General features: G+C 69.0%; 12 protein-coding genes and 3 rRNA genes. 11 read left to right on the top strand and 4 right to left on the bottom strand.

Going from position 1 to position 24974, the window contains the following annotated elements; genetic code table 11:
- Positions 1-33: 33 nt before the first annotated feature.
- Together ACN28C_RS04340 and ACN28C_RS04335 are read left to right on the top strand one after the other, a co-directional pair.
- Positions 34-1266, top strand: coding sequence for a cytochrome P450 (locus ACN28C_RS04340; RefSeq protein ID WP_422772293.1), 1233 nt, complete (start codon positions 34-36; stop codon positions 1264-1266).
- 106 nt (positions 1267-1372) lie between these two features.
- Entirely contained in the window at positions 1373-1537 is a 165-nt protein-coding gene (locus ACN28C_RS04335) for a hypothetical protein (protein ID WP_422772292.1), read from the top strand.
- Positions 1538-1640: 103 nt separating this feature from the next.
- Here ACN28C_RS04335 and ACN28C_RS04330 read toward each other — a convergent pair whose 3' ends face one another.
- Positions 1641-2882 (bottom strand): sodium:proton exchanger, encoded by a 1242-nt coding sequence (locus tag ACN28C_RS04330; protein ID WP_422772291.1) that lies wholly within the window; start codon positions 2880-2882, stop codon positions 1641-1643.
- A gap of 213 nt (positions 2883-3095) precedes the next feature.
- On the opposite strand from ACN28C_RS04330, the gene ACN28C_RS04325 reads away from it, so the two are divergent.
- Positions 3096-3923 (top strand): putative protein N(5)-glutamine methyltransferase, encoded by an 828-nt coding sequence (locus ACN28C_RS04325; protein WP_422772290.1) that lies wholly within the window; start codon positions 3096-3098, stop codon positions 3921-3923.
- Between the two features lie 112 nt (positions 3924-4035).
- Here ACN28C_RS04325 and ligA read toward each other — a convergent pair whose 3' ends face one another.
- A complete protein-coding gene (ligA, locus tag ACN28C_RS04320; protein WP_422772289.1) occupies positions 4036-6288 on the bottom strand; it encodes an NAD-dependent DNA ligase LigA in 2253 nt (750 codons plus the stop codon).
- A gap of 278 nt (positions 6289-6566) precedes the next feature.
- On the opposite strand from ligA, the gene ACN28C_RS04315 reads away from it, so the two are divergent.
- From ACN28C_RS04315 to rrf, 5 genes are all read left to right on the top strand, one after another.
- Positions 6567-7454, top strand: coding sequence for a DUF1996 domain-containing protein (locus ACN28C_RS04315; RefSeq protein WP_422772288.1), 888 nt, complete (start codon positions 6567-6569; stop codon positions 7452-7454).
- Positions 7455-7561: 107 nt separating this feature from the next.
- Positions 7562-8188: a DUF305 domain-containing protein gene (locus ACN28C_RS04310; protein ID WP_422772287.1), complete on the top strand. Its 627-nt coding sequence runs from the start codon at positions 7562-7564 to the stop codon at positions 8186-8188.
- 444 nt (positions 8189-8632) lie between these two features.
- A 16S ribosomal RNA gene (locus ACN28C_RS04305) occupies positions 8633-10149 on the top strand.
- A gap of 362 nt (positions 10150-10511) precedes the next feature.
- Positions 10512-13634 (top strand): 23S ribosomal RNA (locus ACN28C_RS04300).
- A 92-nt stretch (positions 13635-13726) separates the two neighbouring features.
- Positions 13727-13843: ribosomal RNA gene (gene rrf, locus ACN28C_RS04295) — 5S ribosomal RNA — on the top strand.
- The 16S, 23S and 5S rRNA genes sit together here, the layout of an rRNA operon.
- A 108-nt stretch (positions 13844-13951) precedes the next feature.
- Here rrf and ACN28C_RS04290 read toward each other — a convergent pair.
- Together ACN28C_RS04290 and ACN28C_RS04285 are read right to left on the bottom strand one after the other, a co-directional pair.
- Positions 13952-14752 (bottom strand): S1 family peptidase, encoded by an 801-nt coding sequence (locus ACN28C_RS04290; protein ID WP_422772286.1) that lies wholly within the window; start codon positions 14750-14752, stop codon positions 13952-13954.
- A 141-nt stretch (positions 14753-14893) separates the two neighbouring features.
- Positions 14894-16813, bottom strand: a complete 1920-nt coding sequence (locus ACN28C_RS04285; RefSeq protein WP_422772285.1) for a VanW family protein — start codon at positions 16811-16813, stop codon at positions 14894-14896.
- 282 nt (positions 16814-17095) lie between these two features.
- Between ACN28C_RS04285 and ACN28C_RS04280 the strand changes: the two genes are divergently transcribed.
- The 3 genes from ACN28C_RS04280 (at position 17096) to ACN28C_RS04270 (ending at position 24903) form a co-directional block, all read left to right on the top strand.
- Complete coding sequence (locus ACN28C_RS04280) at positions 17096-21472, top strand: ExeM/NucH family extracellular endonuclease (protein ID WP_422772284.1); 4377 nt, start codon at positions 17096-17098, stop codon at positions 21470-21472.
- Positions 21473-21610: 138 nt separating this feature from the next.
- Positions 21611-22645, top strand: a complete 1035-nt coding sequence (locus tag ACN28C_RS04275) for a hypothetical protein (protein WP_422772283.1) — start codon at positions 21611-21613, stop codon at positions 22643-22645.
- 257 nt (positions 22646-22902) lie between these two features.
- Positions 22903-24903, top strand: coding sequence for a cell wall-binding repeat-containing protein (locus ACN28C_RS04270; protein WP_422772282.1), 2001 nt, complete (start codon positions 22903-22905; stop codon positions 24901-24903).
- The last annotated feature ends 71 nt before the right edge of the window (positions 24904-24974 follow it).

The following is a 24974-nucleotide window of genomic DNA, read 5'->3' as shown; positions in this document are numbered from 1 at the left end:
TTTAGCTCGGGGCCGCCGGGGCATGAAGGGCGAATGCCGTCGCACTCCACCCCACTCGTCGACAACACACTGCTGCTGGCGGCCGAGGGCTACGGCTGGCTACCGAACCGCCGCCGCCGCGCCGAGGGGCACGCGGTGCAGACCCGGCTGCTGGGGCAGCGGGCGGTCGGGCTCTGCGGCCCGGACGCCGCGCGGTTTTTCTACGACGAGCAGCACATCCGCCGGCACGGGGCGATCCCCGGTCCGGTACAGGTCACGCTCTTCGGTCGGGGCGCGGTGCACACCCTCGACGGCGCCGACCACCGGCACCGCAAGGCGATCTTCACCTCGCTGCTGAGCACCGACGAGATCGCCAACCTCGCCCGGTACGCCACGGCGTCCTGGGACGAGACCGTCGCCCGCTGGCCCGCATGGCAGGCCGTCGTACTCTTCGACGAGGTCAGCCGGGTGCTCGCCCGGGCCGTCTGCCAGTGGGTGGGAGTGCCGCTCGCCGAGTCGGAGGTCGCCGGGCTGGCCGCCGACGCGGTGGCGATGGTGGACGGTTTCGGCACGTTCGGGCCCCGGCACTGGCGCGCCCGGCAGGCGCGCAGCCGGCGGGAACGGTGGCTCGCCGAACTGGTCGACCGGGTCCGGGAGGGTCGGCAGGCCGCCGACGCCGGCTCGGCGGTCGACGTGATCGCGCGCTACCGGGACGCCGACGGCCAGCCGCTCGACTCCCGGACGGCGGCCGTGGAGCTCCTCAATCTCGTCCGACCGGTCGTGGCGGTCTGCTGGTACGTCACCTTCGCGGCGCATGCCCTGCACCGCTGGCCGGAACTGCGGCCCCGGCTACGCTCAGGCAGCGCCGACTACGTGACGGCGTTCGGCCACGAGGTCCGCCGCTTCTATCCGTTCGCGCCGTTCGTCGCCGGCCACGCGATCAGGGACCTCACCTGGCGGGACGTCTCCATTCCGGCCGGCTCCCTCGTGCTGCTCGACCTGTACGGCCAGAACCACGACCCGCAGCTGTGGCCGGACCCGTACGTCTTCGACCCTGAACGCTTCGTGGGCCGCGAGATCGGTGCGTTCGAGTTGGTGCCGCAGGGCGGGGGTGACCCACGCACCGGGCACCGCTGCCCGGGCGAGACCACCACGGTGGCGCTGCTGAACGCGCTCGCCGGCCGGCTGGCCGAGCTCGACTACGAGGTGCCCGAGCAGGACCTCGACATCCCGCTGCGACGCGTGCCGACCAGGCCCCGCAGCGGCTTCGTCCTCGTGCGGGCGTAGCCACCCTCGGTGGCCGAGTTTCGGCGGGCAGGGCCCGGGAAGCCAGGTCGCGTGGGACGGGGCCGGACGCCGGCACCCCTTCGTCTGCGGAACCGGGAGGCTCGACATGGGTGATCGGGACGAACTTCACGAGCTGCGCCAGCGCGCGCACGAGGCGGGCATCGAGGGCAACTCCAAGATGAACGAGCAGCAGTTGCGCGAGGCGCTGAAGAAGACGGGCAAGGGAGCCGAGCCGATGGTCGCCAAGCGGGAGGCCAAGGGCTACCTGTAGCCCTCCGGGACGCTCGCCGGGAGCCGTGGCGGGCCCTACCGGGTTGGGTCGCTGCCGGTCCGGGCAGAGTCCCGGCGCGCAGGGCCCAGGGCCGCCGGCCGGGTCAGGACCTGGGTCGGGCGCGGCCGGTCGGCCAGGTGGCTCGGGCCAGCGCGGGCAGTTCCCGGCGGTGCCGGGCCAGCAGCAGTCCGGCCAGGATGGCGTACGCGACCGCGACGCCGTACCGGACCGCCTGGGTGGGGACGGCGAACTGGACAGCGAAGAGCAGGAAGAGCAGCGCCGCCTCGGCCCGGGAGATCCGCAGGTCGGCCAGGACGGCGACGCCGAGCAGGGTCTGCGCGGCGGTCAGGTACAGCTCCTCGGTCTGCCGCTCGTCCAGGGCCAGTCCGGGGAGCTCGCCACCGCCGAGATAGAAGGCGACCGGCAGGCAGGCGATCAGCAGGGTCCACTGGTTGAGCTTCGCCGCCAGCAGGGCACCCAACCCGTCGTCGGCCCGACCGCGCAGCGCGAAGGCCACCGCCACGATCACCTCGGGCGCCTCCGAGGCGACCGGGGCGAGCCACTGTACGAGCAGGAACTCGTCGATGCCGAGCGCCGCACCAGCCTCGACGAGAGACCTGCCGAACGGCTCGGCGGCACTCAGGATCACCACCGCCGCCGTACCGAAGAGCGCGGCGACGGTCAGCCGGCGGCGGGTGGTCGGTTGCCTGGCGAGGGTGGCGGCCACTCCGACCAGTGACTCCTCGGCGTGCTCCGTCCGGCCGATCCGGGACAGGTAGAGCCCGAACAGCGCGCCGAGCACGATGGTGTCGTACCAGGCCAGCCGGCCGGTTGCCGGGATGACCAGGGCGTAGGCGGTGGCGAGGAGCAGATAGGCCGTCTCCGTCCGGCGGTGTGCCGAGATGCTGACGCCGCTGCGGTCGCCGGACTGCCCGCGCCGGCGTACGGCCCAGATGGCGGCGAAGACCAGCAGCGGCCAGGCGACCCCGATCAGCAGCCGGTTGGCGCCGGTCATGTTGGCCAGGGCGTATGCCGCGAACGCCGGATCGGAGCCGGCGGAGAAGGCGAAGTAGATGTCGATGGCGTACTCGGGCAGCACCGCGACCAGGGCGAGCAGGGCCAGCGACAGGCTACCGGGCAGGTCGACCCGGGCCACCTCGGAGGCCCACATCAGCAGGGCCACCGCCGAGAGCACCGCCACCCCGAAGACCGCCATCCCGGCCAGTGCCGGCAGGTGGCCGCCCGAGAGTCGGATCGCGACGGCCGGCGCGGACGCCAGCAGAACGACGCCGACCCGGATGGCCACGCCCCGGGCCGGCACCGTGACATCGAGCCCCACTCGCACTGCCGCCACCCCCGCCCGGAACGAGCCTGCCGGAACCTGGACCCGGGCAGGTGCGAAATCGTCCAGGTCATGCGATATTCGCCGTCTTCCGCCCCCGTGCCGCTCCCGCCGTCCCGGCAACCCGCTGGTGGGGGTACGTTGGCGCCCTGGCCGTCGCGAGCTGGGGAGGTGGCACCGATCTCCGTTCCCGCATCCACCTCGGACCCCGCCTCGATGTCCTCCGGCGTGACCGACTCCTCGTCCTCGTCCTCGTCCTCGTCCTCGCTCCGGCTCGGCGGGGAGGCCCTGGTCCGTCGACTCCGAGCTGCCGGTTGTGTCTTCGCCGAGGAGGAGGCGGAACTCCTGACCGGCGCCGCGCGGTCCCCGGCCGAACTGCTGGCCCTACTGGAGCGGCGGGTCGCCGGTGTGCCGCTGGAGCACATTGTCGGCTGGGTCGACTTCTGCGGGCTGCGGGTTGCCGTGGACCCCGGGGTCTTCGTACCGCGTCGCCGCACGGAGCTGCTGGTCCGCCGGGCGGCCACACTGGCCCGCCCGGGGTGCACGGTGCTCGACCTGGCCTGTGGCTGCGGTGCGATCGGGCTGGCGCTCGCCGCTCTGGTCGGGGACGTCACGCTGTACGCGGCGGACGTCGAGCCGGCCGCCGTGCGCTGCGCGCAGCGCAACCTCGCCGCACTCGGTGGACGGGTGTACGCCGGAGACCTGTACGACCCTCTCCCGCTCCGGCTGCGCGGCCAGGTCGACGTGCTGGTGGCGAACGTGCCCTACGTGCCCAGCGAGGCGATCGCCCTGCTGCCGCCCGAGGCCCGGCTGCACGAGCCGCTGGTGGCCCTGGATGGTGGCCCCGACGGTCTCGACGTGCTGCGCCGGGTGGCCGCCGCAGCGCCGGGTTGGCTCGCTCCCGGCGGCCACCTGCTGCTGGAAACCAGCCCGGAGCAGGCCGAGGTCGCGGTCGCCGCGCTGGCACGGGCCGGCCTCGCCCCGGCGGTGGTCACCGAGGACGAGTTTCCGAGGACCACCGTGGTCATCGGCGGCCGTAGCTGACCGGGCAGACCGCGACCGGTGCCTCGGTGCTCCGCGACCAGCACCTGACCGTTCCGCAACCAGCACCCCGGCGCTCCGCCACCGGCGCCTCAAGGCTCCGGCGGACGGCGTCTCAGGGCTCCGGCACGGCCAGGATCTCGGCGATCTTCGCCGCGTCCCCGGCGGTGTGCGCGGCGAGCAGTTCGGCGAACCGCTCCGCCGGCATCACCCGGAGGCCCAGATCGGTGGCCTTCTCGGCCTTGCCACCCGCGCCGTCGCCGACCACCACCAGGTCGGTCCGCCTGGAAACCGACCCGGACGACTTGCCGCCGAGCCGCTCGACCGCCTCGTTGCCCTCGTTGCGGGTCAGCCCGGGCACCGAGCCGGTCACGACCACCGTCATCGGGGCCCCGTCCGGCTTGCGCAGCGGCAGGGCGCCAGCCGGCGGGACACCGGAATCGCCGTTGCCGTCGCCAGTCGGGACCGGAACGGTGACGCCGGGCTCGGTCATGTTGACTCCTCGGGCGGCGAGCTTCTCGACCACCGGGGCCAGCTCGACCAACTCCGCCGCGATGGTGACGGCGCGCTCCGGGCCGACGCCCTCGACCTCCTGCAGGTCGGCGACGGAGGCATTCAGCAGCGACTCCATGGCGCCGAAGTGCCGGGCGAGCCGGCGGGACATCGACCGGCCGGTCATCCGTACCCCGAGGCCGGTGAGCACCCGGGAGAGGGGCTGGCGCCTCGAGGCGTCGATGTTGGCGACGAGCTTGCGGGCGGAGGTCTCGCCCAGCCGCTCCATCGTGGACAGCGTGCCGGGATCGAGATCGTAGAGGTCGGCGGGATCGGTGACCAGGCCGGCGCCGACGAGCAGATCGATGATCTTGCTGCCCAACCCCTCGATGTCCATCGAGTCCCGGGCCGCGTAGTAGGCGAGTGACTCGCGGGCCCCACAGGCGCGCCCCTGCGTACAGCGCCAGCGCTTCTGCGACCGGTCGATCTCACCGTCGCAGCGCGGGCACCTGCTCGGTGGCTCGTACGCCGTCGACTCGGCCGGCCGCTCGTCGAGCTTGGCGCCGGTGATCTCGGGGATCACGTCGCCGGCCCTGCGGACGAACACGGTGTCGCCGGCCCGGACGTTGCGGCGGACCAGGTCGTCGAAGTTGTGCAGGGTGGCCGAGGTGACGGTCACCCCGCCGACCTGCACCGGGGCCAGTACGGCGACCGGGGTGATCACCCCCGTCCGGCCGACCTGCACCTCGATCGAGAGCAGGGTGGTGGTGCGGGTGTCGGCGGGAAACTTGTAGGCGATGCCCCAACGGGGTGCCCGGGTGCCCGAGCCGGCGAGTTCGCGGTCGGCCGGATGGTCCGCCTTGATCACCGCGCCGTCGATGCCGAAGCCCAGCTCGCCCCGGCGGGCGTAGAGGGACTCCACGACGGCGAGCAACTCCTCGACGGTGGCGCAGAGCGGCATCCCGGCCGGTGAGCCGGCGGTGGTGGCGACGCCGAGGCTCTCGACGTATGCCATGGTGGCCGAGTGTGGCCGGGGCTCCGTCGCCCCGTCGGCGTCATCGAGGCCGTGCACCGAGTAGGCGAGGAAGGAGAGGGGTGCGTCGTACGCCCGGTCCTGAGCCCGCAGCGTGCCCGCGGCGGCGCTGCGCGGATGGGCGAAGGGTGGCTCCCCGTGCCCGGTGCGCAGCTCCTGAGCCCGGGCGAAGTCGGTGTCGGTCATGAACACCTCGCCACGGATCTCCACGGTGAGCGGCTCGCCGAGCCGCTCCGGCAGGCCCGCGGCCCGTCGTGCCTGTGTCGTCACGTCCTCGCCGGCCAGGCCGTCGCCCCGGGTCGCGACCTGGGTCAGCCGACCGTCCACGTAACGGGCGGCGATGGCCAGACCGTCAATCTTGGGCTCCACGGTGTAGCCGGCGGCGGGCCGGCCGAGCAGCTTGTCGAGTCGGGCCGCCCAGCGGGCCAGCTCGGCCTCGCCGAAGACGTTGTCGAGGCTGAGCATCGGGACGCTGTGCACCACGTCGCCGACCACCCCGGCACCGGCCGCCACCAGCTCACTCGGCGAGTCGTCGGCCTTCCAGTCGGGTCGTGCGGTCTCGGTGGCGACGACCCGGGCCATCAACCCGTCGTAGGTGGCGTCGTCCATCACCAGCTCCGCGCCGCCGTAGTAGGCGGCGGCGGCCGCCCTGATGTCGGCGATCGCCGCCGCATAGGCCGGACGGTCGGCGAAGGGCTGGGCGTGCGCGGCGTCGACCACCGGATCCACCCGGTCGACCGCCCCGTCCTCCGGATCGACCGCCCCGTCCTCCGGATCGACTCCGGCACCGCCGGGCCGGTCGGGCCGCTCGTCGGTTTCCACCACCACTGCCTCGTGCGCCACGAGGTCCCCCTCCCGTCAGACCCGCAAGCTCGGCGTTCAGCCTAGGTACCGGGTACGACGACGAGCCCTCGCGCCCGCCCGGCCCGTGCCGACCTGGCGCCACGATCGGGCGGAAGTATTGACAGCTTTCGACAGCAGGCCCAAGCTGTTGGGAAGAGAGAGCGCTCTCTACGCCCTCGAACGAGGGCAGACCACCACCAGCCTGGCCAGCGATTTCCCGCGTCTTCGGCGGCGGCGCCGGAACCCTCGCTGGCCGCTCACCAGCGAGGAGTTTCGCCATGGAAAGGGCCGCACCCTTCCCCGGCACGCGCCGCCGGCTACGCATCGTGACGCTGTTCGGCGCCCTGCTGGCCCTGCTCGGCGGCTACGCCGTGATCGAGCGCGCGGAGCCGGCCGAGGCCCGGGTCGTCCGGGTCGCCGAGTTCCTGGCCGACTGTCCCTACAGCCACCGGTTGCCTGACGACCCGATCATCTACCCGGGCCTGCCCGGCGCCTCCCACATGCACAGCTTCTTCGGCAGCACGGTCACCAACGCCTACACCAACCTGGCCGACCTGCTGAACTCGAACACCACCTGCAACCCGCGGGTCGACGTCTCGTCCTACTGGGTGCCCACCTTCTACGCGGACAACGTCCCCGTCGAGCCGACCATCGTCACGTTCTACTACCTCGGCGAGGGCGTCCGCAGCGACATCGTCGCCAACACCCAGCCGCTCCCGTTGGGCCTGCGCATCGTGGCCGGCAACGCCCGCGCCACCGGCCCGGACTCGACCACCATCTCCCGGTGGTCGTGCCTGCACGCCGGGCATGTCGGCGCCTCCAAGGACTTTGTCAACTGCCCGGCCGGGACGATGATCGAGTCGTACCTCGACTTCCCGCAGTGCTGGAACGGCCGCGACCTCGACTCACCGGACCACAAGAGCCACATGGCGTACCCGGTGAACCAGGCTTGCCCGTCGAGCCATCCCGTGGCGGTGCCGAAGCTGCGCCAGGTGCTCCGCTATCCCGTGAACGGCAACCCGGCCCGGTTCCGCCTCGCCTCCGGCGGCGGCTTCACCATGCATGGTGACTTCTTCAACGCCTGGCCCGAGGCCGAGATGATGCGCCGGGTCCGGGACTGCATCCGCCCGGTGATCAAGTGTGGCGCGGACGGTCGCCCGAGCTGACGTGGCCCCTGCGGCGGGCCCGGCCGGAGCCGGGCCCGCCGCGTACACGCCTACGGGCCGGCACCCGGAGAGCAGGCCGGAGACGAGGCCAGGAGGGGGAGTCGCGGATGAGGCAGGCCGCTGCCGTCGTGCCGGCCGGAGCGTTGCTCGTCGTGGCGCTGCTGGTCGGTGGCTGCGCCGGCTCTGCCGCCCCGCCGCCGACCATCGGCGGTACGCCCGGCGGCGCAGCTCCGGCCGACCCCGGTCCGGCGGCCAACCCGCCGGGTACGCCCGGATCGTCGAGCCCGTTCAACGGCACCGACATCGCCTGGCTGCAACTGACCGTCGCCATGCACGAGCGGGTACTGCCGCTCTTGGACCTGGTGCCGGAGCGCACCACCGAGCCGGCCGTGCGCCAGCTCGCCGCCCGGGTCCGGGACACCCACCGCGCCGACCTCGTCCGGTCGCGCCGACTGCTCGACCGATCCGGCGCGCCGAAGACGAACCCCCACGAGGGGCACGACATGCCGGGAATGATGACGGCAAACGAACTCAACGCCCTCGGCACCGTCTCCGACGCCGAGTTCCGGCGGCTCTTCGGCCAGCATCTCCGGGAGCACCTGGAGCAGTCCGTCCGGATCGCGGGTGCCGAGCAGCGCGCCGGCGCCGATCGGGAAACCACGGCCCTGGCCGCCGCGATCGTCAGGACGGGCACCGAATACCTGACCCAACTCGACGGACTCCACGCCGAGTGAACCGACATCAAACACATTTCCGGGCAAGCCGCCGAACCGGCGGACCCCGATTTGGCGTTCCCGGTCCGGCGGTGTAACTTTCTCCGTCGGCAGGGCACCGGGCAAGCCCGCGGAGCGATACCGCGGTGGCCGGCCTGCCAAACCCCGGACGATCGCGGCGGTGAGCTGCCGCGCCCGTGCGGGTGCCCGACGGTAGGACGAAGCACGACAAACCGGGAGACATCGGTTTGACGGGGTGGAAACAGTCGGGTAAAGTACAACAAGTGCCTGGCGGTGACGTTGGGTGCGGATAGGTGGCCCCGGGGGCGGTTCTGTTGGTGGGATCGTGTTCGGTGTGTGTTTGTTCTTTGAGAACTCAACAGGGTGCTTGATATGCCAGTGCCAAATGGTTTTGTTTGTTTGGCAGCAAGTGTTTTTTGTTGCTGGGTTTGATTTCTCTGGTTTTTGTTGGAGAGTTTGATCCTGGCTCAGGACGAACGCTGGCGGCGTGCTTAACACATGCAAGTCGAGCGGAAAGGCCCTTCGGGGTACTCGAGCGGCGAACGGGTGAGTAACACGTGAGTAACCTGCCTCAGGCTTTGGGATAACCCTCGGAAACGGGGGCTAATACCGGATATGACATGCTGCCGCATGGTGGTGTGTGGAAAGTTTTTCGGCTTGGGATGGGCTCGCGGCCTATCAGCTTGTTGGTGGGGTGATGGCCTACCAAGGCGACGACGGGTAGCCGGCCTGAGAGGGCGACCGGCCACACTGGGACTGAGACACGGCCCAGACTCCTACGGGAGGCAGCAGTGGGGAATATTGCACAATGGGCGGAAGCCTGATGCAGCGACGCCGTGTGAGGGATGACGGCCTTCGGGTTGTAAACCTCTTTCAGCAGGGACGAAGCGTGAGTGACGGTACCTGCAGAAGAAGCGCCGGCCAACTACGTGCCAGCAGCCGCGGTAAGACGTAGGGCGCGAGCGTTGTCCGGATTTATTGGGCGTAAAGAGCTCGTAGGCGGTTTGTCGCGTCGACTGTGAAAACCCACGGCTCAACTGTGGGCTTGCAGCCGATACGGGCAGGCTAGAGTTCGGTAGGGGAGACTGGAATTCCTGGTGTAGCGGTGAAATGCGCAGATATCAGGAGGAACACCGGTGGCGAAGGCGGGTCTCTGGGCCGATACTGACGCTGAGGAGCGAAAGCGTGGGGAGCGAACAGGATTAGATACCCTGGTAGTCCACGCTGTAAACGTTGGGCGCTAGGTGTGGGGGGCCTCTCCGGTTCTCTGTGCCGCAGCTAACGCATTAAGCGCCCCGCCTGGGGAGTACGGCCGCAAGGCTAAAACTCAAAGGAATTGACGGGGGCCCGCACAAGCGGCGGAGCATGCGGATTAATTCGATGCAACGCGAAGAACCTTACCTGGGTTTGACATGGCCGCAAAACTCGCAGAGATGTGGGGTCCTTCGGGGGCGGTCACAGGTGGTGCATGGCTGTCGTCAGCTCGTGTCGTGAGATGTTGGGTTAAGTCCCGCAACGAGCGCAACCCTTGTTCGATGTTGCCAGCGGTTCGGCCGGGGACTCATCGAAGACTGCCGGGGTCAACTCGGAGGAAGGTGGGGATGACGTCAAGTCATCATGCCCCTTATGTCCAGGGCTTCACGCATGCTACAATGGCCGGTACAATGGGCTGCGATACCGTGAGGTGGAGCGAATCCCAAAAAGCCGGTCTCAGTTCGGATCGGGGTCTGCAACTCGACCCCGTGAAGTCGGAGTCGCTAGTAATCGCAGATCAGCAACGCTGCGGTGAATACGTTCCCGGGCCTTGTACACACCGCCCGTCACGTCACGAAAGTCGGCAACACCCGAAGCCCATGGCCTAACCTCTTCGGGGGAGGGAGTGGTCGAAGGTGGGGCTGGCGATTGGGACGAAGTCGTAACAAGGTAGCCGTACCGGAAGGTGCGGCTGGATCACCTCCTTTCTAAGGAGCGCCTCCTGGCGAAGGTCGGGTAGGAGCCCTGTGGCCCGCGGATGTCGGGTTGGGGTGCTCGTTGGCGGAGACACTGGCTAGTTCACGGCTGGCAGCGGCTGGTCCGGGTGGTACGGCCATCTTTCGGGGTGGTGTGGAAGTCCGGGTTGGTGCGGCTGGTGGTGGGTGTGGAGCATCCTGTTGGGTCCTGAGGGAACAACCATGTTGGTGGTTGGTTCTTCTGCCAGGTGCGGCCTGGCCTCGCATACCGGGTTCTTGCTGGGGTTGTTCCTGGTGGGGGTTGCTGGTGTGGGGTGGTGGGTTGTGGGTTGGTCGTTTGTTGAGAATTGCACAGTGGACGCGAGCATCTTTGTGGTCAAGTTGTCAAGGGCGGACGGTGGATGCCTTGGCACCAGGAGCCGATGAAGGACGTGGGAGGCCGCGATAGGCCTGGGGGAGCTGTCAACCGAGCTGTGATCCCAGGGTGTCCGAATGGGGTAACCTGGCACCAGTCATGTGGTGTCACCTGCACCTGAATTCATAGGGTGTGTGGAGGGAACGCGGGGAAGTGAAACATCTCAGTACCCGTAGGAAGAGAAAACAATTGTGATTCCGTGAGTAGTGGCGAGCGAAAGCGGATGAGGCTAAACCGGTTGCGTGTGATACCTGTCAGGGGTTGCGTGGTCGGGGTTGTGGGACTCTGTGGGAGAAGCTGACACTTCTCCGGGAAGTTACAAAGCCAGGTGTTAGCTGAATGGTGTGGAAAAGCCAACCGTAGGCGGTGATAGTCCGGTAGGTGAAAGCGCCTGGTCTTCTTTGTGGATGTTCCCGAGTAGCGGCGGACTCCTGAAATCTGCCGTGAATCTGCCAGGACCACCTGGTAAGCCTAAATACTTCCTGGTGACCGATAGCGGACGAGTACCGTGAGGGAATGGTGAAAAGTACCCCGGGAGGGGAGTGAAATAGTACCTGAAACCGTTCGCCTACAATCCGTCGGAGCTTGCGCCAGTTTTCTGGTGGGGTGACGGCGTGCCTTTTGAAGAATGAGCCTGCGAGTTAGTGGCATGTGGCGAGGTTAACCTGTGTGGGGTAGCCGTAGCGAAAGCGAGTCTTAATAGGGCGTGTAGTCGCGTGTTCTAGACCCGAAGCGGGGTGATCTAGCCATGGGCAGGCTGAAGCGTGGGTAAGACCGCGTGGAGGGCCGAACCCACCAACGTTGAAAAGTTGGGGGATGACCTGTGGTTAGGGGTGAAAGGCCAATCAAACTCCGTGATAGCTGGTTCTCCCCGAAATGCATTTAGGTGCAGCGTCGTGTGTTTCTTGCCGGAGGTAGAGCACTGGATGGTCTAGGGGCCCTACAAGGTTACTGAAATCAGCCAAACTCCGAATGCCGGTAAGTGAGAGCGCGGCAGTGAGACTGCGGGGGATAAGCTTCGTAGTCGAGAGGGAAACAGCCCAGATCGCCAGCTAAGGCCCCTAAGCGTGTGCTAAGTGGAAAAGGATGTGGGGTCGCATAGACAACCAGGAGGTTGGCTTAGAAGCAGCCATCCTTTAAAGAGTGCGTAATAGCTCACTGGTCAAGTGGTTCCGCGCCGACAATGTAGCGGGGCTCAAGTACACCGCCGAAGCTGTGGCATTCACACGTTGGCTTGGTGATGTTTTTGGATGTCATCCAGGTGTGTGGGTGGGTAGGGGAGCGTCGTGCCGGGGGTGAAGCAGCCGAGTGATCGAGTTGTGGACGCGGCACGAGTGAGAATGCAGGCATGAGTAGCGAAAGAAGGGTGGGAAACCCTTCCGCCGGATGACCAAGGGTTCCAGGGCCAGGTTAATCCGCCCTGGGTGAGTCGGGGCCTAAGGCGAGGCCGAGAGGCGTAGTCGATGGATAACGGGTTGATATTCCCGTACCCGTGTAGGAGCGCCCGTGATGAACCTCGTTGTGCTAACCATCCGATCCTGTGGCGGTTTTCGGACCAAGACAGGGGAGCGTGGGGTCCTGGCGGGTAGTAGTCAAGCGATGGGGTGACGCAGGAAGGTAGCTGAGCCCGGCCGGTGGTTGTGCCGGGGTAAGCGTGTAGACCGCACCATAGGCAAATCCGTGGTGCATGTGGTTGAGACGTGATGCCGAGCCGATTCAGGTGAAGTCAGTGATCCTATGCTGTCGAGAAAAGCCTCTAGCGAGTTCCGAGCGGCCCGTACCCTAAACCGACACAGGTGGTCAGGTAGAGAATACCGAGGCGATCGGGTGAACTGTGGTTAAGGAACTCGGCAAATTGCCCCCGTAACTTTGGGAGAAGGGGGGCCGGAGACGTGAAGCCACTTGCTGGTGGAGCGTTGTATGGCCGCAGAGAGCAGGGGGAAGCGACTGTTTACTAAAAACACAGGTCCATGCGAAGAAGTAATTCGATGTATATGGACTGACGCCTGCCCGGTGCTGGAACGTTAAGGGGACCGGTTAGCTCTCTTCGGGGGGCGAGGCTGAGAACTTAAGCGCCAGTAAACGGCGGTGGTAACTATAACCATCCTAAGGTAGCGAAATTCCTTGTCGGGTAAGTTCCGACCTGCACGAATGGCGTAACGACTTCCCCACTGTCTCAACCACAGGCCCGGCGAAATTGCAGTACGAGTAAAGATGCTCGTTACGCGCGGCAGGACGGAAAGACCCCGGGACCTTTACTATAGCTTGACATTGGTGCTTGAATTAGCTTGTGTAGGATAGGTGGGAGCCGGTGAAGCTCGTACGCCAGTATGGGTGGAGGCAGTGTTGAAATACCACTCTGGTTGGTTCGGGTATCTAACTTGGGGCCCTTATCGGGTTCAGGGACAGTGTCTGGTGGGTAGTTTAACTGGGGCGGTTGCCTCCTAAATGGTAACGGAGGCGCCCAAAGGTTCCCTCAGCCTGGTTGGCAATCAGGTGTTGAGTGTAAGTGTATAAGGGAGCTTGACTGTGAGACTGACGGGTCGAGCAGGGACGAAAGTCGGGACTAGTGATCCGGCACTTGCGTGTGGAAGCGGTGTCGCTCAACGGATAAAAGGTACCCCGGGGATAACAGGCTGATCTTCCCCAAGAGTCCATATCGACGGGATGGTTTGGCACCTCGATGTCGGCTCGTCGCATCCTGGGGCTGTAGCAGGTCCCAAGGGTTGGGCTGTTCGCCCATTAAAGCGGTACGCGAGCTGGGTTTAGAACGTCGTGAGACAGTTCGGTCCCTATCCGCCGTGCGCGTAGGATACTTGAGAAGGGCTGTCCCTAGTACGAGAGGACCGGGACGGACGAACCTCTGGTGTGCCAGTTGTCCCGCCAGGGGCACGGCTGGTTGGCTACGTTCGGGAGGGATAACCGCTGAAAGCATCTAAGCGGGAAGCCTGCTTCGAGATGAGGTATCCCACCCCTGTTTGGGGGTAAGGCTCCCAGTGAGACGACTGGGTTGATAGGCCGGAGATGTAAGCCAGGTAACTGGTTCAGTTGACCGGTACTAATAGGCCGAGGACTTGTCTACAAGGCTGCTACGCGTCCACTGTGTGATTCACAGCAAACGAACAACGGTGTTCCCGGGTGTGGCCGGGGTGTTGTTTGTTGTGTTGATAGGGTTACGGCGGTTATGGCGGAAGGGAAACGCCCGGTTACATTCCGAACCCGGAAGCTAAGCCTTCCAGCGCTGATGGTACTGCACTCGGGAGGGTGTGGGAGAGTAGGACACCGCCGGACATCTTCAGCGGAGTGGCGCCACCCGACACGGGTGGCGCCACTCGCATTTCCGGCCCTGTCATGGAGTTTGGCCGGTCCCCACGGACCCGGCCAGGTCTCCCGGACGGGTCAGCCGCCCAGACTCGCCGCCGCCGAGGCAATCGCCGAGGAGAAGTAGCTGACCTGGGTGTAGACGCCAGGATAGTTCGCCCGCGCACACCCGTAACCCCAACTCACGATGCCGACCTGGACCAGGCCGCTGCCGCCCTGCCGGAACATCGGGCCACCGGAGTCACCCTGGCAGGTGTCGACGCCACCGGACATGTAGCCGGCACAGATCTCCTCGGCCGGGATGACGTCACCGTCGTACGAGTTGGGGCCGTTGCAGACCGAGTCGCTCACGAACGGCACGCTCGCCTTCATCATGTACCGCTGCTGTGCCCCGCCCTCGCGGGTGGCACCCCAGCCGGCGACGGTGAAGGTGCCGCTGTCGTACGCGCTCGAGGTGGCGATCGGCAGGGTGCTGAGCCCGGAGACCGCGCTGGCCAGCCGGATCAGCGCCCAGTCGTCGCCGTAGCCGTTGTAGCCCGGCGCCCGGTAGACGTAGTTGGAGCGGACCTGGATCCGGCTCGACGACTGGAGGTCGACCACGCCCAGCGTGGCGGTGATGCTGGAGTTGCTTCCCGTCCGCCCGACGCAGTGCGCGGCGGTGAGCACCAGCCGAGGGCTGTAGAGTGCTCCGCCGCAGCCCATCGAGAGCCGTACCATGAACGGGAACTCGCCCTGTGCGGCGCGGGTGCCGCCGACGACGAAGGGTGTGACGTCGCCCTCCGGGGCGGCGTTCGCCGGTGCGGCGAGGGTGACGGCGCCGACGCTCACCGCGGTCAACGCGGTGGCGGCCAGGCGGCTGAGGAAGCGCCAACGAGCCATGGGGGTCCTCTCCGAGCATCGATGGCGCGCCTTGTGGGCGCGCCCCAGATCACGATGCCGGCAGCGTAGGGACCTCCATCGCTACATCGCAATGTGCAAATGTCATCCCGGTTGTGTCATACCACCGGGCGGCGGAGCGGGTCAGCCACAGCTGTACCGGGGCTCGGCCAGGTACTTCCAGGTGAACTTTTCCCGCTTGACGACCTTCCCGTCACGGTGGAAGAGCCGGAACGCGTCCTGGGTGAACCCGTCGATGCCGTTGGTGGGGATGCAGGACGGACCCGGCTGAAGCTTGATCACCTTTGGCTTGGTGATGTTGCGGCGCGGACTCCACTCCGTCGTCACCCGGTCGTAGACCTTGGTCCCCCAGATCGACACCGTGATCGAACTGGAGGTGTACGACGTGTCGATCAGCACGCCGTACGGGCTGTCGTTGCGGAACTTGAAGTCGAGGTCCGGCCAGAAGATGGTCGACTCGATGACCGGTGGATAGCGGCTGAACCAGTACGAGTGCGGCTTGTGCTCCACGTCCTCCAGCCCGGCGTAGTAGGTCGCGTTGAAGAGCGTGGTGGTGAACTGCGAGGTGCCGCCGCCGACCCCCGGCACGAGCTTGCCGTCCAGGATGACCGGCGCGTCGCGGTAGCCCTGGGCGTAGCCACGCTCCCCGGTGTGCCCGTTGAGCGAGAACGTCTCCCCGGGCCTGACCACCGTGCCGTCCACCTTGCGGGCGATCGTCATGATGTTCTGGCTGCGCGGCGAGCCGGCGCCACCGGTGAACCTGGTGGTGAAGGTGGAGACCCGTTCCTTGATCCCCATCTTCCCCAGGTCGGCCGCGCTGAGCTTCGGTTCGACGGGCGTGAGCTGTGCCCGTACCGTACGCCCGTCGGCCTTCGGCAAGACGGCCATCAGGTCCCGGGCGAGCGCGCCGGTGTCCACCTGTCGTCCCCCGGACCCGGCGGTGATCCGCGGCTTGTTGCCCTGGATCGACATGCCGGCGTCCTTCGGCTCCACCTCGATCTTTCCGAGCTGGCCGGCGAGTGCCGCGCGTAGCCTCTTCCCGTCGATCCGTGGGGCGATCCTGCCGTTCCTGTCGGCGGTCAGCACGAGACTCTTCGCGATCGCGGCCGGCGGGACGGTGAAGTCGCCCCGCTCGGTGGTGACCGTGACCGGGGCGGCGACCGCCGGCCTGGCCAGCTCGTCGACCAGCCGGTCGACCTCGTCGGTCGTGGTCTCCGGATGCGTCTCCACCAGTGGTATCTCCACCGGTTGGCCGCTCAGCCAGCCCGTACGCAACGCCTCCGCCGAGTCCTCGGCCCGCAGCACCCGCCCCGGCTTGGGGTAGACCGGCCGGGGAGTGGTGCCGCGGAAGGTGATCGCCGGCAGCGTCATCCGCTGCCCGGCGTCCCCGGCGATCTTCCGCAGCTCGGCGTCGAGTTTCTCGGCGTCGAGGGTCACCACGGGCTCGCTGCTCCGGGAGCCGAAGAGCAGGCTCAGCGGGCCGGGCCGGTGCGCCGCGGCCGCGGCCACGGTTGCCTCGACGTCCACCGCCAGCCCGACCGCGTCCGGCAAGACCTCGCCGGTCCGGTCGCCGATGCGTACCGGGACCGGACTGGTGAACGCCTCGGGCCGGGAGGTCAGGTCGGCGCGGAGCGTCTGCGCCGCCTCCGCCCGGCTCTTGCCGCCCAGCTCGACGCCGAGCACGGTGGTGCCCCGGGGCACCTCACCGGCGTACGCGTAGCCGGCGGTGGCGCCGCCGGCGGCGACGAGCACCGCGGTCGCGGTGCCGCCGGCGAGCAGGATGCGTCGCAGCCGGCGCCGGGGTGCGGACCTGCCCGGTGTACCCGCCGGACCGGCGGAACCGGGCCGGGACGCGGTGTCCCAGCCGACCGCTGTCGCTCCGGCACCACCGGCCGGTGCACCGTCGGGGCGCTGGTCGGCCGGCAGGGTGACGGCGGTGATCCGGATGGTGGGGCGCTCCTCGGCGGGCGTCGGAACGGCAGGCATCTGCACGGTCGGCTGCTCGTCGGCGGGCACCCTCTTGCCGTACTGACTCACGGACACCTCGATCAGGGCGATACGGCGGGCCCGGAGACGGCCCGCGCGGCAAGACCTTGACCGACTACGGTAACCAAGACTCGATCAGGACGCCGCACCCGGTCCGGCCGGAGCCGATATGGACGGCGTCCTGCCCCGTTCGGCCAGTCGAGGCGGAATACGCGAATGGTCCGATCTGCCGCACCGTTACGACCGAACATCCATGGTGTTCCGTACACCTGGGAGCTCTCGGTTCGCCACCGGGCCCGCATATGCTCCGACCGTCTACCCCCTAACGGAGGCAACCTGATGCGCCGGAACAGACGCGGACGTTCGCTTCGGGCGCTGGGTGTGCTGCTCACCAGTGGTGCGCTCGGCCTGACCAGCGGAGTCCCGGTCCTCGCCGCCGAACCTGCGGCGACACCGTTTATCAGTGAGATCCACTACGACAACGCCGGTACGGACACCGGCGAGGCCATCGAGGTCGAGGCTCCGGCCGGTACCGACCTCACCGGGTGGCAGCTCGTCCTCTACAACGGCAACGGCGGGGCACCGTACAACACCCGGACGCTGAGCGGCACGGTCCCGGCGGCCGGGGTGGTCGTTGCGACCTATCCGACCGACGGGATCCAGAACGGCTCGCCGGACGGGATCGCGCTGGTCGCGCCCGGCGGCGCGGTCGCCGAGTTCCTCAGCTACGAGGGCGGGATGACCGGGGTGGGCGGGCCGGCCGGTGGGATGGCCGCCACCGACATCGGCGTGGCCGAGGCGAGCAGCACCCCGACCGGATACTCGCTGCAGCGCATCGACGGGCAGTGGCGGGCCCCGGCCCCGAACACCTTCGGCACCCGCAACAGCGGCGGCGGAGATCCGGACCCGGATCCGGTCGGCTGCGACGTGCCGGTCAGCCACACCATCGCCCAGGTCCAGGGCACCGGCGACGCGACCCCGCTGGCCGGCACCCGGGTCACCGTCGAAGGCGTGGTCACCGCCGACCACCGAACCGGTGGATACAACGGCATCTACGTGCAGACCGCCGGCAGCGGCGGGCGGGCACCGGCCGCCGGCACCGCCTCGGACGGCATCTTCGTCTACCTGACCAGCAATGCCGCCAACCACCCGAGCGTCGATGTCGGCGACCGGGTCAGGGTCAGCGGCACCGCGAGCGAATACAACGGGCTCACCCAGGTCAGCATTGGGGCAAAGGCCGACGTGCAGGTCTGCGAGCAGGGCGTGGCACTGCCGGCCACGGTCGCGCTCTCGCTGCCGCTCGACGCGCCCGCCCGGGAGTCGGTCGAGTCGATGGTGGTCGCCCCGGTCGGCCAGTTCACCGTCTCCGAGGTCTACAACACCAACCGGTACGGCGAGGTCGTGCTCGCCGCCGGCGACCGTGCCGCGGTGATACCGACCGACATCGCCCGGCCCGGCACCGACGCGGCCCGCGACGCGGCCACGGCGAACGAGCTGGCCCGGCTGCTGGTCGACGACGGCCGGACCACCAACCTGTCCAGCGCCGGCCTGCTGCCGCCGTACCTGGCGCCGGGCAGCCCGCTGCGGGTCGGCGACAGCGTCGAGGCGTTCGGTCCGGTCGTGCTCTCGTACGGGTTCGACGAGTGGCGGCTCCAGCCGACCACCCCGGTCAGCGCCGACACCCCGCCGGCCGCGCGGACCAGCTTCAAGATCACCAACCCGCGTACGCCGGCACCGGCCGGAGTCGGCGGCGACCTGAAGGTCGGCGCCTTCAACGTGCTGAACTACTTCGTGCACTTCGGCGGCGACGCCCGGGGTGCCGCCGACGAGGCGGCGCTCGCCAAGCAGGAGGCGAAGATCGTCTCGGCGATCAACGCGCTCGGCGCCGACGTGGTCGCGCTCCAGGAGATCGAGAACTCGGTCCGGTTCAACACCGCCGACCCACAGCAGGCGCTCAAGCGGCTGGTCGACGCGCTGAACGCGGCGGCCGGGGCCGGCACCTGGGACTACGTGCGCAGCCCGGCGGAGCTGCCGGCGGCGGGGCAGCAGGACTTCATCACCACGGCGATCATCTTCAAACCGGCGAAGGCGCAGCCGGCCGGCCCGTCCCGGTCGGTGAACGACGAGAGCGTCTGGTTCAACGCGCGCGAGCCGATCGCGCAGACCTTCACCTCCGGCGCGCTCACCTTCACCGTGGTCGCCAACCACCTCAAGTCGAAGAGCAGCTCCGACTCGGCGACCGGCGACAACGCCGACAGCGGCGACGGGCAGGGCGCGTTCAACGGCGACCGGATCCGGCAGGCGCGGGCGCTGACCGCCTTCGTCGACCGGCTCGCCGCCGACAGCGGCAGCGACGAGGTGCTGCTGCTCGGCGACTTCAACGCGTACACCCGGGAGGACCCGATGCAGGTCCTCTACGACGCGGGGTACGCCGACCTGAACGACACCGGCAGGTCCAGTTACGTCTTCGGTGGCGAGTCCGGGTCGCTGGACCACGCGCTCGCCTCGCCGTCGCTGGCGGAGCGGGTCACCGGGGTCGACGTCTGGCAGATCAACTCGCACGAGTCGTACGCCTTCCAGTACGACGGGCACCCGGCGTTCTTCGCCCCTGACCCGTACCGGGCCAGCGACCACAACCCGATCCTGGTGGGGTTGGAGACCGGTGTCACCGGCCCGGTCGAGCTGCAACTGCTGAGCATCAACGACTTCCACGGCCGGCTGGAGTCGCCGGGCAACGCGCCCGACGGCCGGCCGGTCGGCGGGGCCGCCCAGCTCGCCGGCCTGGTCGACCAGTTGCGGGCGGAGAACCCGAACACCGCGTTCGTCTCCGCCGGTGACAACATCGGCGCCTCGACCTTCGTCTCCGCGATCGACCAGGACAACCCGACGATCGACGCGCTGAACGAGATGGGGCTGGACGCCTCGGCGGTCGGCAACCACGAGTTCGACAAGGGCATCGCGGACCTGACCGGCCGGGTCACCGACCGGGCCGACTTCCCGCTGCTCGGCGCGAACGTCTACCGGGGCGACGAGCGGGCGCTGCCGGCGTACTCGGTCAGCACGGTCGGCGGGGTCCGGGTCGGCTTCGTCGGCGTGGTCACCGAGCAGACCGGTTCGCTGGTCAGCCCGGACGGCATCGCCGGGATCACCTTCCGGGAGCCGGTGGCCGAGGCGAACGCCGTGGCCGGCCAGCTCAAGGACGGCGATCCGGCCAACGGCGAGGCCGACGTGGTGGTGCTGCTCACCCACGAGGGCGCCGCGACCGAGAACATCGACTCGGCCGAGGAACTGGCGAACGATCCGGTCTTCGGGAAGTTCACCCGGGCCGACGCCACCATCGACGCGATCTTCAGCGGGCACACCCACCAGCCGTACGCCTTCGAGGTGCCGGTGCCCGGCACCGACCGCCTGCGGCCGGTGGTGCAGGCCGAGGACTACGGCAAGCGGCTCGGCCGGGTCGACCTGACCTTCGACCCGACCAGCGGCACGGTCACGGCGGCCGACGCCGGCCTGGTCGACGTGGTGGGCGCACCGCAGGACCCGGAGGTCGCCGCGATCGTGGCGGCGGCCAAGGAACGGGCCGAGGAGCTGGGACAGCAGCCGCTCGGTTCGATCACCGGGGACATCCGGCGGGCGTACAACGAGGCGGGGAACGAGGACCGGGGCAAGGAGTCGGTGCTCGGCAACTTCATCGCCGACGTGCAGCTCGCCGGCACCAGCGCGCCGGGCCGGGGCGGGGCGCAGATCGCGCTCATGAACCCGGGCGGTCTCCGCGCCGACCTGGTCTACGCCCCCGACGGGGTGGTCAGCTACGCGGAGGCGTTCTCGGTGCAGCCGTTCGCCAACGACGTGGTGACGAAGACGTTCACGGGTGCCGAGCTCAAGCAGGTGCTGGAGGAGCAGTGGCAGCCGGCGGGCGCGTCCCGGCCGGTGCTCTGGCTGGGTGTCTCCGACGGCTTCTTCTACACCTACGACCCGGAGGCGGCACAGGGCTCCCGGATCACCTCGATGTCCCTGAACGGTGTGCCGATCGACCCGGCCGGCAGCTACCGGGTGACGGTCAACTCGTTCCTGGCGGCCGGCGGGGACAACTTCGCCACCCTGGCCGGCGGCACCGACCCGTTCACCACCGGGGACAACGACCTGACCATGCTTGTCGACTACTTCGCCGAGAACTCGCCGGTCACCGCCGACCCGGAGCCGCGTTCGGCGGTCGGCCGGCCCGGGCCGCAGTGCGACACGACGATCTCCGGCCGGTACACCCGGCCACTCATCGTCTTCTCCGGGCTGACCTGCCTGGAGAACGCGACCGTCTCCGGCCCGGTCACCGTACTGCCCGGTGCGTCGCTGCGGGCGAGTGGCGGCCGGATCTCCGGTCCGGTGACCGCCACCGGATCGGAACTGCTCACCCTGAGCGGCACCACGGTCTCCGGACCGGTCACGGTGGTCGCGGCGCGCGGTCAGGTGCTTGTCGAGGAGGGCCGGGTGAGCGGACCGGTCTCGGTCGCGCTCAGCACCGGCGGGGTACGGGTCGACGGCGTCACCGTCTCCGGCCCGGTCTCGCTGGTCGGCAACACCGGCAGCCAGCCGGTGCTGGTCGCCGGCAACACCATCAGCGGGCCGCTGGCCTGCGCGGCCAACACCCCGGCGCCGGGCAACGACGGCCGGACCAACACGGTCCGGGGGCCGAAGGCCGGGCAGTGTGCCAGGCTGTGAGCGACGGTTCAGTGCCGACCGACAGTTGAGTTAGTTCGTCGCGACCGCGGGTCCGGGGCCGGTCACCGGTGCCGGACCCGCAGTCGTGTGTCGGAGGTGTCCCGGGGCCGGGAGCTGTCCGGGGCGGGAAGGACGAGGGTGAGCGGTTACCAGCCCGTACCGTTGCCGAGCGGTGCCGCCGGGACGTCCCGGGACGACCTGGTGGCCGGCCTCACCGGCTGGGTGCGGTCCCGGCCGCTGCGGGATCTGGTGGCCGCGTTCGGTGCCGAGCTGCCCGACCGGATGGCTCCGGCGGAGCTGCTGGCCTGGCTCGACGACTTCTCGGCCCGGCACTGGGACTTCCGGCGCCGGCACGGCGCGGCCGAGCGGGACGAGGTGGCGGAGACCGATCTCGCCCCCGCCGTCGCGGAGCTGGTCCGGACGGCCGCCGAGGCGCTCGGCCTGGCCGGCCCGCGTCCGGTGCCCGCCCGGCGCTACGACCACCTGCTGGTGCTGGGCGGCCTGGCCCGGTCCTGCCTGGACCGGACCGCGTACGCGGCCTGGCTGGTCGGTACCGGCACGGTCGAGGTCGGCGAGATCGCCGCACTGGGCAGCTTCCGTCCGCTCCGCCCGGTCGAGATCGACCGGCTCCACCTCCCGGCCGGCCGGACCGGCGGCGGCGCCCCCGCCGCCCAGCTCGACGGTGGATACGAGGTGGACGCGATGGAGCTGGGTGTCCGGGCCGCGTTCGGCTGCCCGGCGCCGGTGCAGCAGCGCCGCTCGGCGGGGGAGATCACCCACCGTTCCTGGTCGGTCGCGGTGTACCGGCCGGCCGCCGGGCCGGTGGTGCGGGTACTGGCCGCACCGTCGACCGAGCCGGCGACCCGGCGGGCGCACACCTCCGACACGTACCACTTCTGGGCGACGGAGTTGAGGCCGGCGCCCGGCGCCCGGTTACTCGTGCTGACCTCGCAGCTCTACGTGCCGTTCCAGCACTGCGACGCGATCCGGACGCTCGGGCTGGGCTACGGATGCCAGGTGGAGACGGTCGGGCTGGACCCGGCTCTCTTCCCGGGACACGCCTCGGCCGAGCCCGGCGCGGACCGCTATCTGCAGGAAATACGTTCCGCTATCCGGTCGATACGCAATCTGTTCGGAGTGCTCGGGGAATTACCACCCGGATACGTGCCGTAGGACGGCGCGGTATTGCACAGTCCCTTGTGGATGGCAAATCGGATTACTCGCCCGGACCCTACCAGAGTAGGGATTTGCCAACGGAGACCGCCGGATCGGCCCGGTGTGACTGGCCTAACGGACCATCTTGGTGCGCAGGGCCGAAACGGGGCAGCGCGCCGAATAAAGAAGCCCTTAAGGTTACTCCGGCGTCGCCCCACGGGGGGCAAACTCCCTATCTGGGCAGTGCGACGCGTGATCTGTTGCGAGGAGTCCCCTTGCCTCCACGTTCCATTTACCGGCCGTTCGCGCTCGCCTCGGCGGTCGCGCTCGGCGTCGGCAGTGCCGTCGTCGGCATGGCGCCGTCGCAGGCCAGTCACCCTGGCACCGGCGGCCTGCTGAGCGCCAGCAACGGCACCAACACCATCCGCTTCGAAAACGGCTCCACGCTCCGGCTCAGCACCAACCAGCCGTCCCTGATCAGCACCATGCACGGCGCATCCTGGGCGCCGGACGGCAGCCGGGCGATATTCGCCACCGAGCACGGCGAGATCGCGACGGTCCGGCACGACGACGGCAGCAACTACTGGTGGTTGTCTCCGGAGAACCCCGGAGCCGTGCGGCGTGACCCGGTCTACCGCAGCGAGGGCCTCGGCGTGCTCTGGGCGACCAAGGAGCCCGGCGTGCCGTGGCGGCTCGAGGTGCAGGTCGCCTCGGGCGGTTTCTCGCCGATCGACATCAGCCCCGTCGACGGGCGTCACTACATGGCTCCGGACTCCGGGCCCGGTGCGCTCACCGTCTACGAGACCCAGGGCGGCAGCGCCGACGCGCCCTCCGGTCGGGTGGACGTCGGGGTCTTCGACGGCCTCACCTGGACCACCATCCTGCAGGATGCGAGCGACCCGTCGATCTCGCCGAACGGCAAGAAGGTCGCCTTCGTCCGCGGCGGCCAGGTCCACGTCGCCGACATCGACGGCAGCAACGTCGTCCCGGTGACGTCGAACGCGGCCACCCACGACAACCCCACCTGGTCGCCGAATGGCGCGACCATCGCGTTCACCCAGGGCAGCGGCGTGGCGACGGCGCCCGCCGACGGCAGCGGGGCGGCGAACCCGACCACCGTGCCGGGCCTGACCGGGGTGCCGGCGTACCAGACGAGGCAGACCGACACGGTGGCCCGGCTCTCCGGTGCGAACCGGTACGGCACGGCGAGCGCCGTCTCCAAGGCCCACTGGGCGACCGCGGCCGACGAGAACGACCCGCGTCAGTTCGCGGAGTCGGTCGTGCTCTCCCGGTCGGACCTCTTCGCCGACGCGCTCGGCGGCGCGGCACTGGCCGCCGCGAAGCAGGGTCCGCTGCTGATGACCCCACCGACCGAGCTGCGCACGGACGTCCAGGCCGAGCTCCAGCGGGTGCTGCCCGCCGGAAAGACGGTCTACCTGCTCGGCGGCACCGGCGCGATCTCGACGGCGGTGGAAAACCGGATCAAGGCGCTCGGCTACCTGACCAAGCGGCTCGCCGGCATCAACCGCTACAGCACCTCGATCGCGACCGCGAACGAAATCAACCCGACCCCGGACTTCGTGCTCGCCGCGACCGGCGTCAACTTCCCCGACGCCCTCGCGGCCGGTGCGGCGGCCGGCTCGTTCAACCTGCCGGGTTACGGCTCGTCCGCGGTGGTCGTGCTCACCAACGACAACACCCTGACGACCGACACCAGGAACTACCTCGACCGGGTGTGGGGCACCTCCCTGATCGTCGGCATCGGCGGACAGGGCGCCAAGGCGACCGAGTCGTACGGCTCGTACCCGCTGATCGGCAAGAACCGTTTCGAGACGGCGCTGATGACCGCCTGGGCGTTCTTCGGCGGGACCAACTACGTCGGGGTGGCGACCGGTGCGGACTGGCCGGACGCACTCTCCGGCGGTGCGCTGATGGCGACGATCAACGGTCCGCTGCTGCTCACCCGGGGCGACCAGCCGGTGATCTCGCCGGAGGCCGAGCTCTTCCTCGACGAGCACAGCGGATCCCTGCACACCGGGCTGATCTTCGGTGGGTCGGGCGTCGTCGCGGGCGGGCAGCAGGGCTCGATCGGGGCCTGGATCAGCGGTCCGGGCGGCTTCGCTGCGGTGCAGAACCCGACCAACGTCGGTATCAGCGGTCTCGACCGGGGCGTGGCCAGCCTGTCGGCGCGGGGTGCCGAGCCGACCCGGGTCCGGACCGCCGACGAGGTGAAGGCCGCCATCGCCGGGATCGAGGAGCGCCTCGACCGGCGGTGACCGCCGGCAACAGCGGTAACCGAAACTGAAGTAGGGACGTCCGAGGGGGGCCGGTCGACCGACCGGCCCCC

Origin of the sequence: Plantactinospora sp. WMMC1484 (genome assembly GCF_049315195.1) — a bacterium.
Taxonomy (GTDB): domain Bacteria; phylum Actinomycetota; class Actinomycetes; order Mycobacteriales; family Micromonosporaceae; genus Plantactinospora.
The sequence above is the reverse complement of the archived record's forward strand: the minus strand, read 5'-3'. Positions and strand labels throughout refer to the sequence as shown.

Coding starts and splice junctions, on each gene's coding strand:
- ACN28C_RS04340 (WP_422772293.1), top strand. CDS start 34: ATGCCGTCGCACTCCACCCCACTCGTCGACAACACACTGCTGCTGGCG.
- ACN28C_RS04335 (WP_422772292.1), top strand. CDS start 1,373: ATGGGTGATCGGGACGAACTTCACGAGCTGCGCCAGCGCGCGCACGAG.
- ACN28C_RS04325 (WP_422772290.1), top strand. CDS start 3,096: ATGTCCTCCGGCGTGACCGACTCCTCGTCCTCGTCCTCGTCCTCGTCC.
- ACN28C_RS04315 (WP_422772288.1), top strand. CDS start 6,567: ATGGAAAGGGCCGCACCCTTCCCCGGCACGCGCCGCCGGCTACGCATC.
- ACN28C_RS04310 (WP_422772287.1), top strand. CDS start 7,562: ATGAGGCAGGCCGCTGCCGTCGTGCCGGCCGGAGCGTTGCTCGTCGTG.
- ACN28C_RS04290 (WP_422772286.1), bottom strand. CDS start 14,752: ATGGCTCGTTGGCGCTTCCTCAGCCGCCTGGCCGCCACCGCGTTGACC.
- ACN28C_RS04280 (WP_422772284.1), top strand. CDS start 17,096: ATGCGCCGGAACAGACGCGGACGTTCGCTTCGGGCGCTGGGTGTGCTG.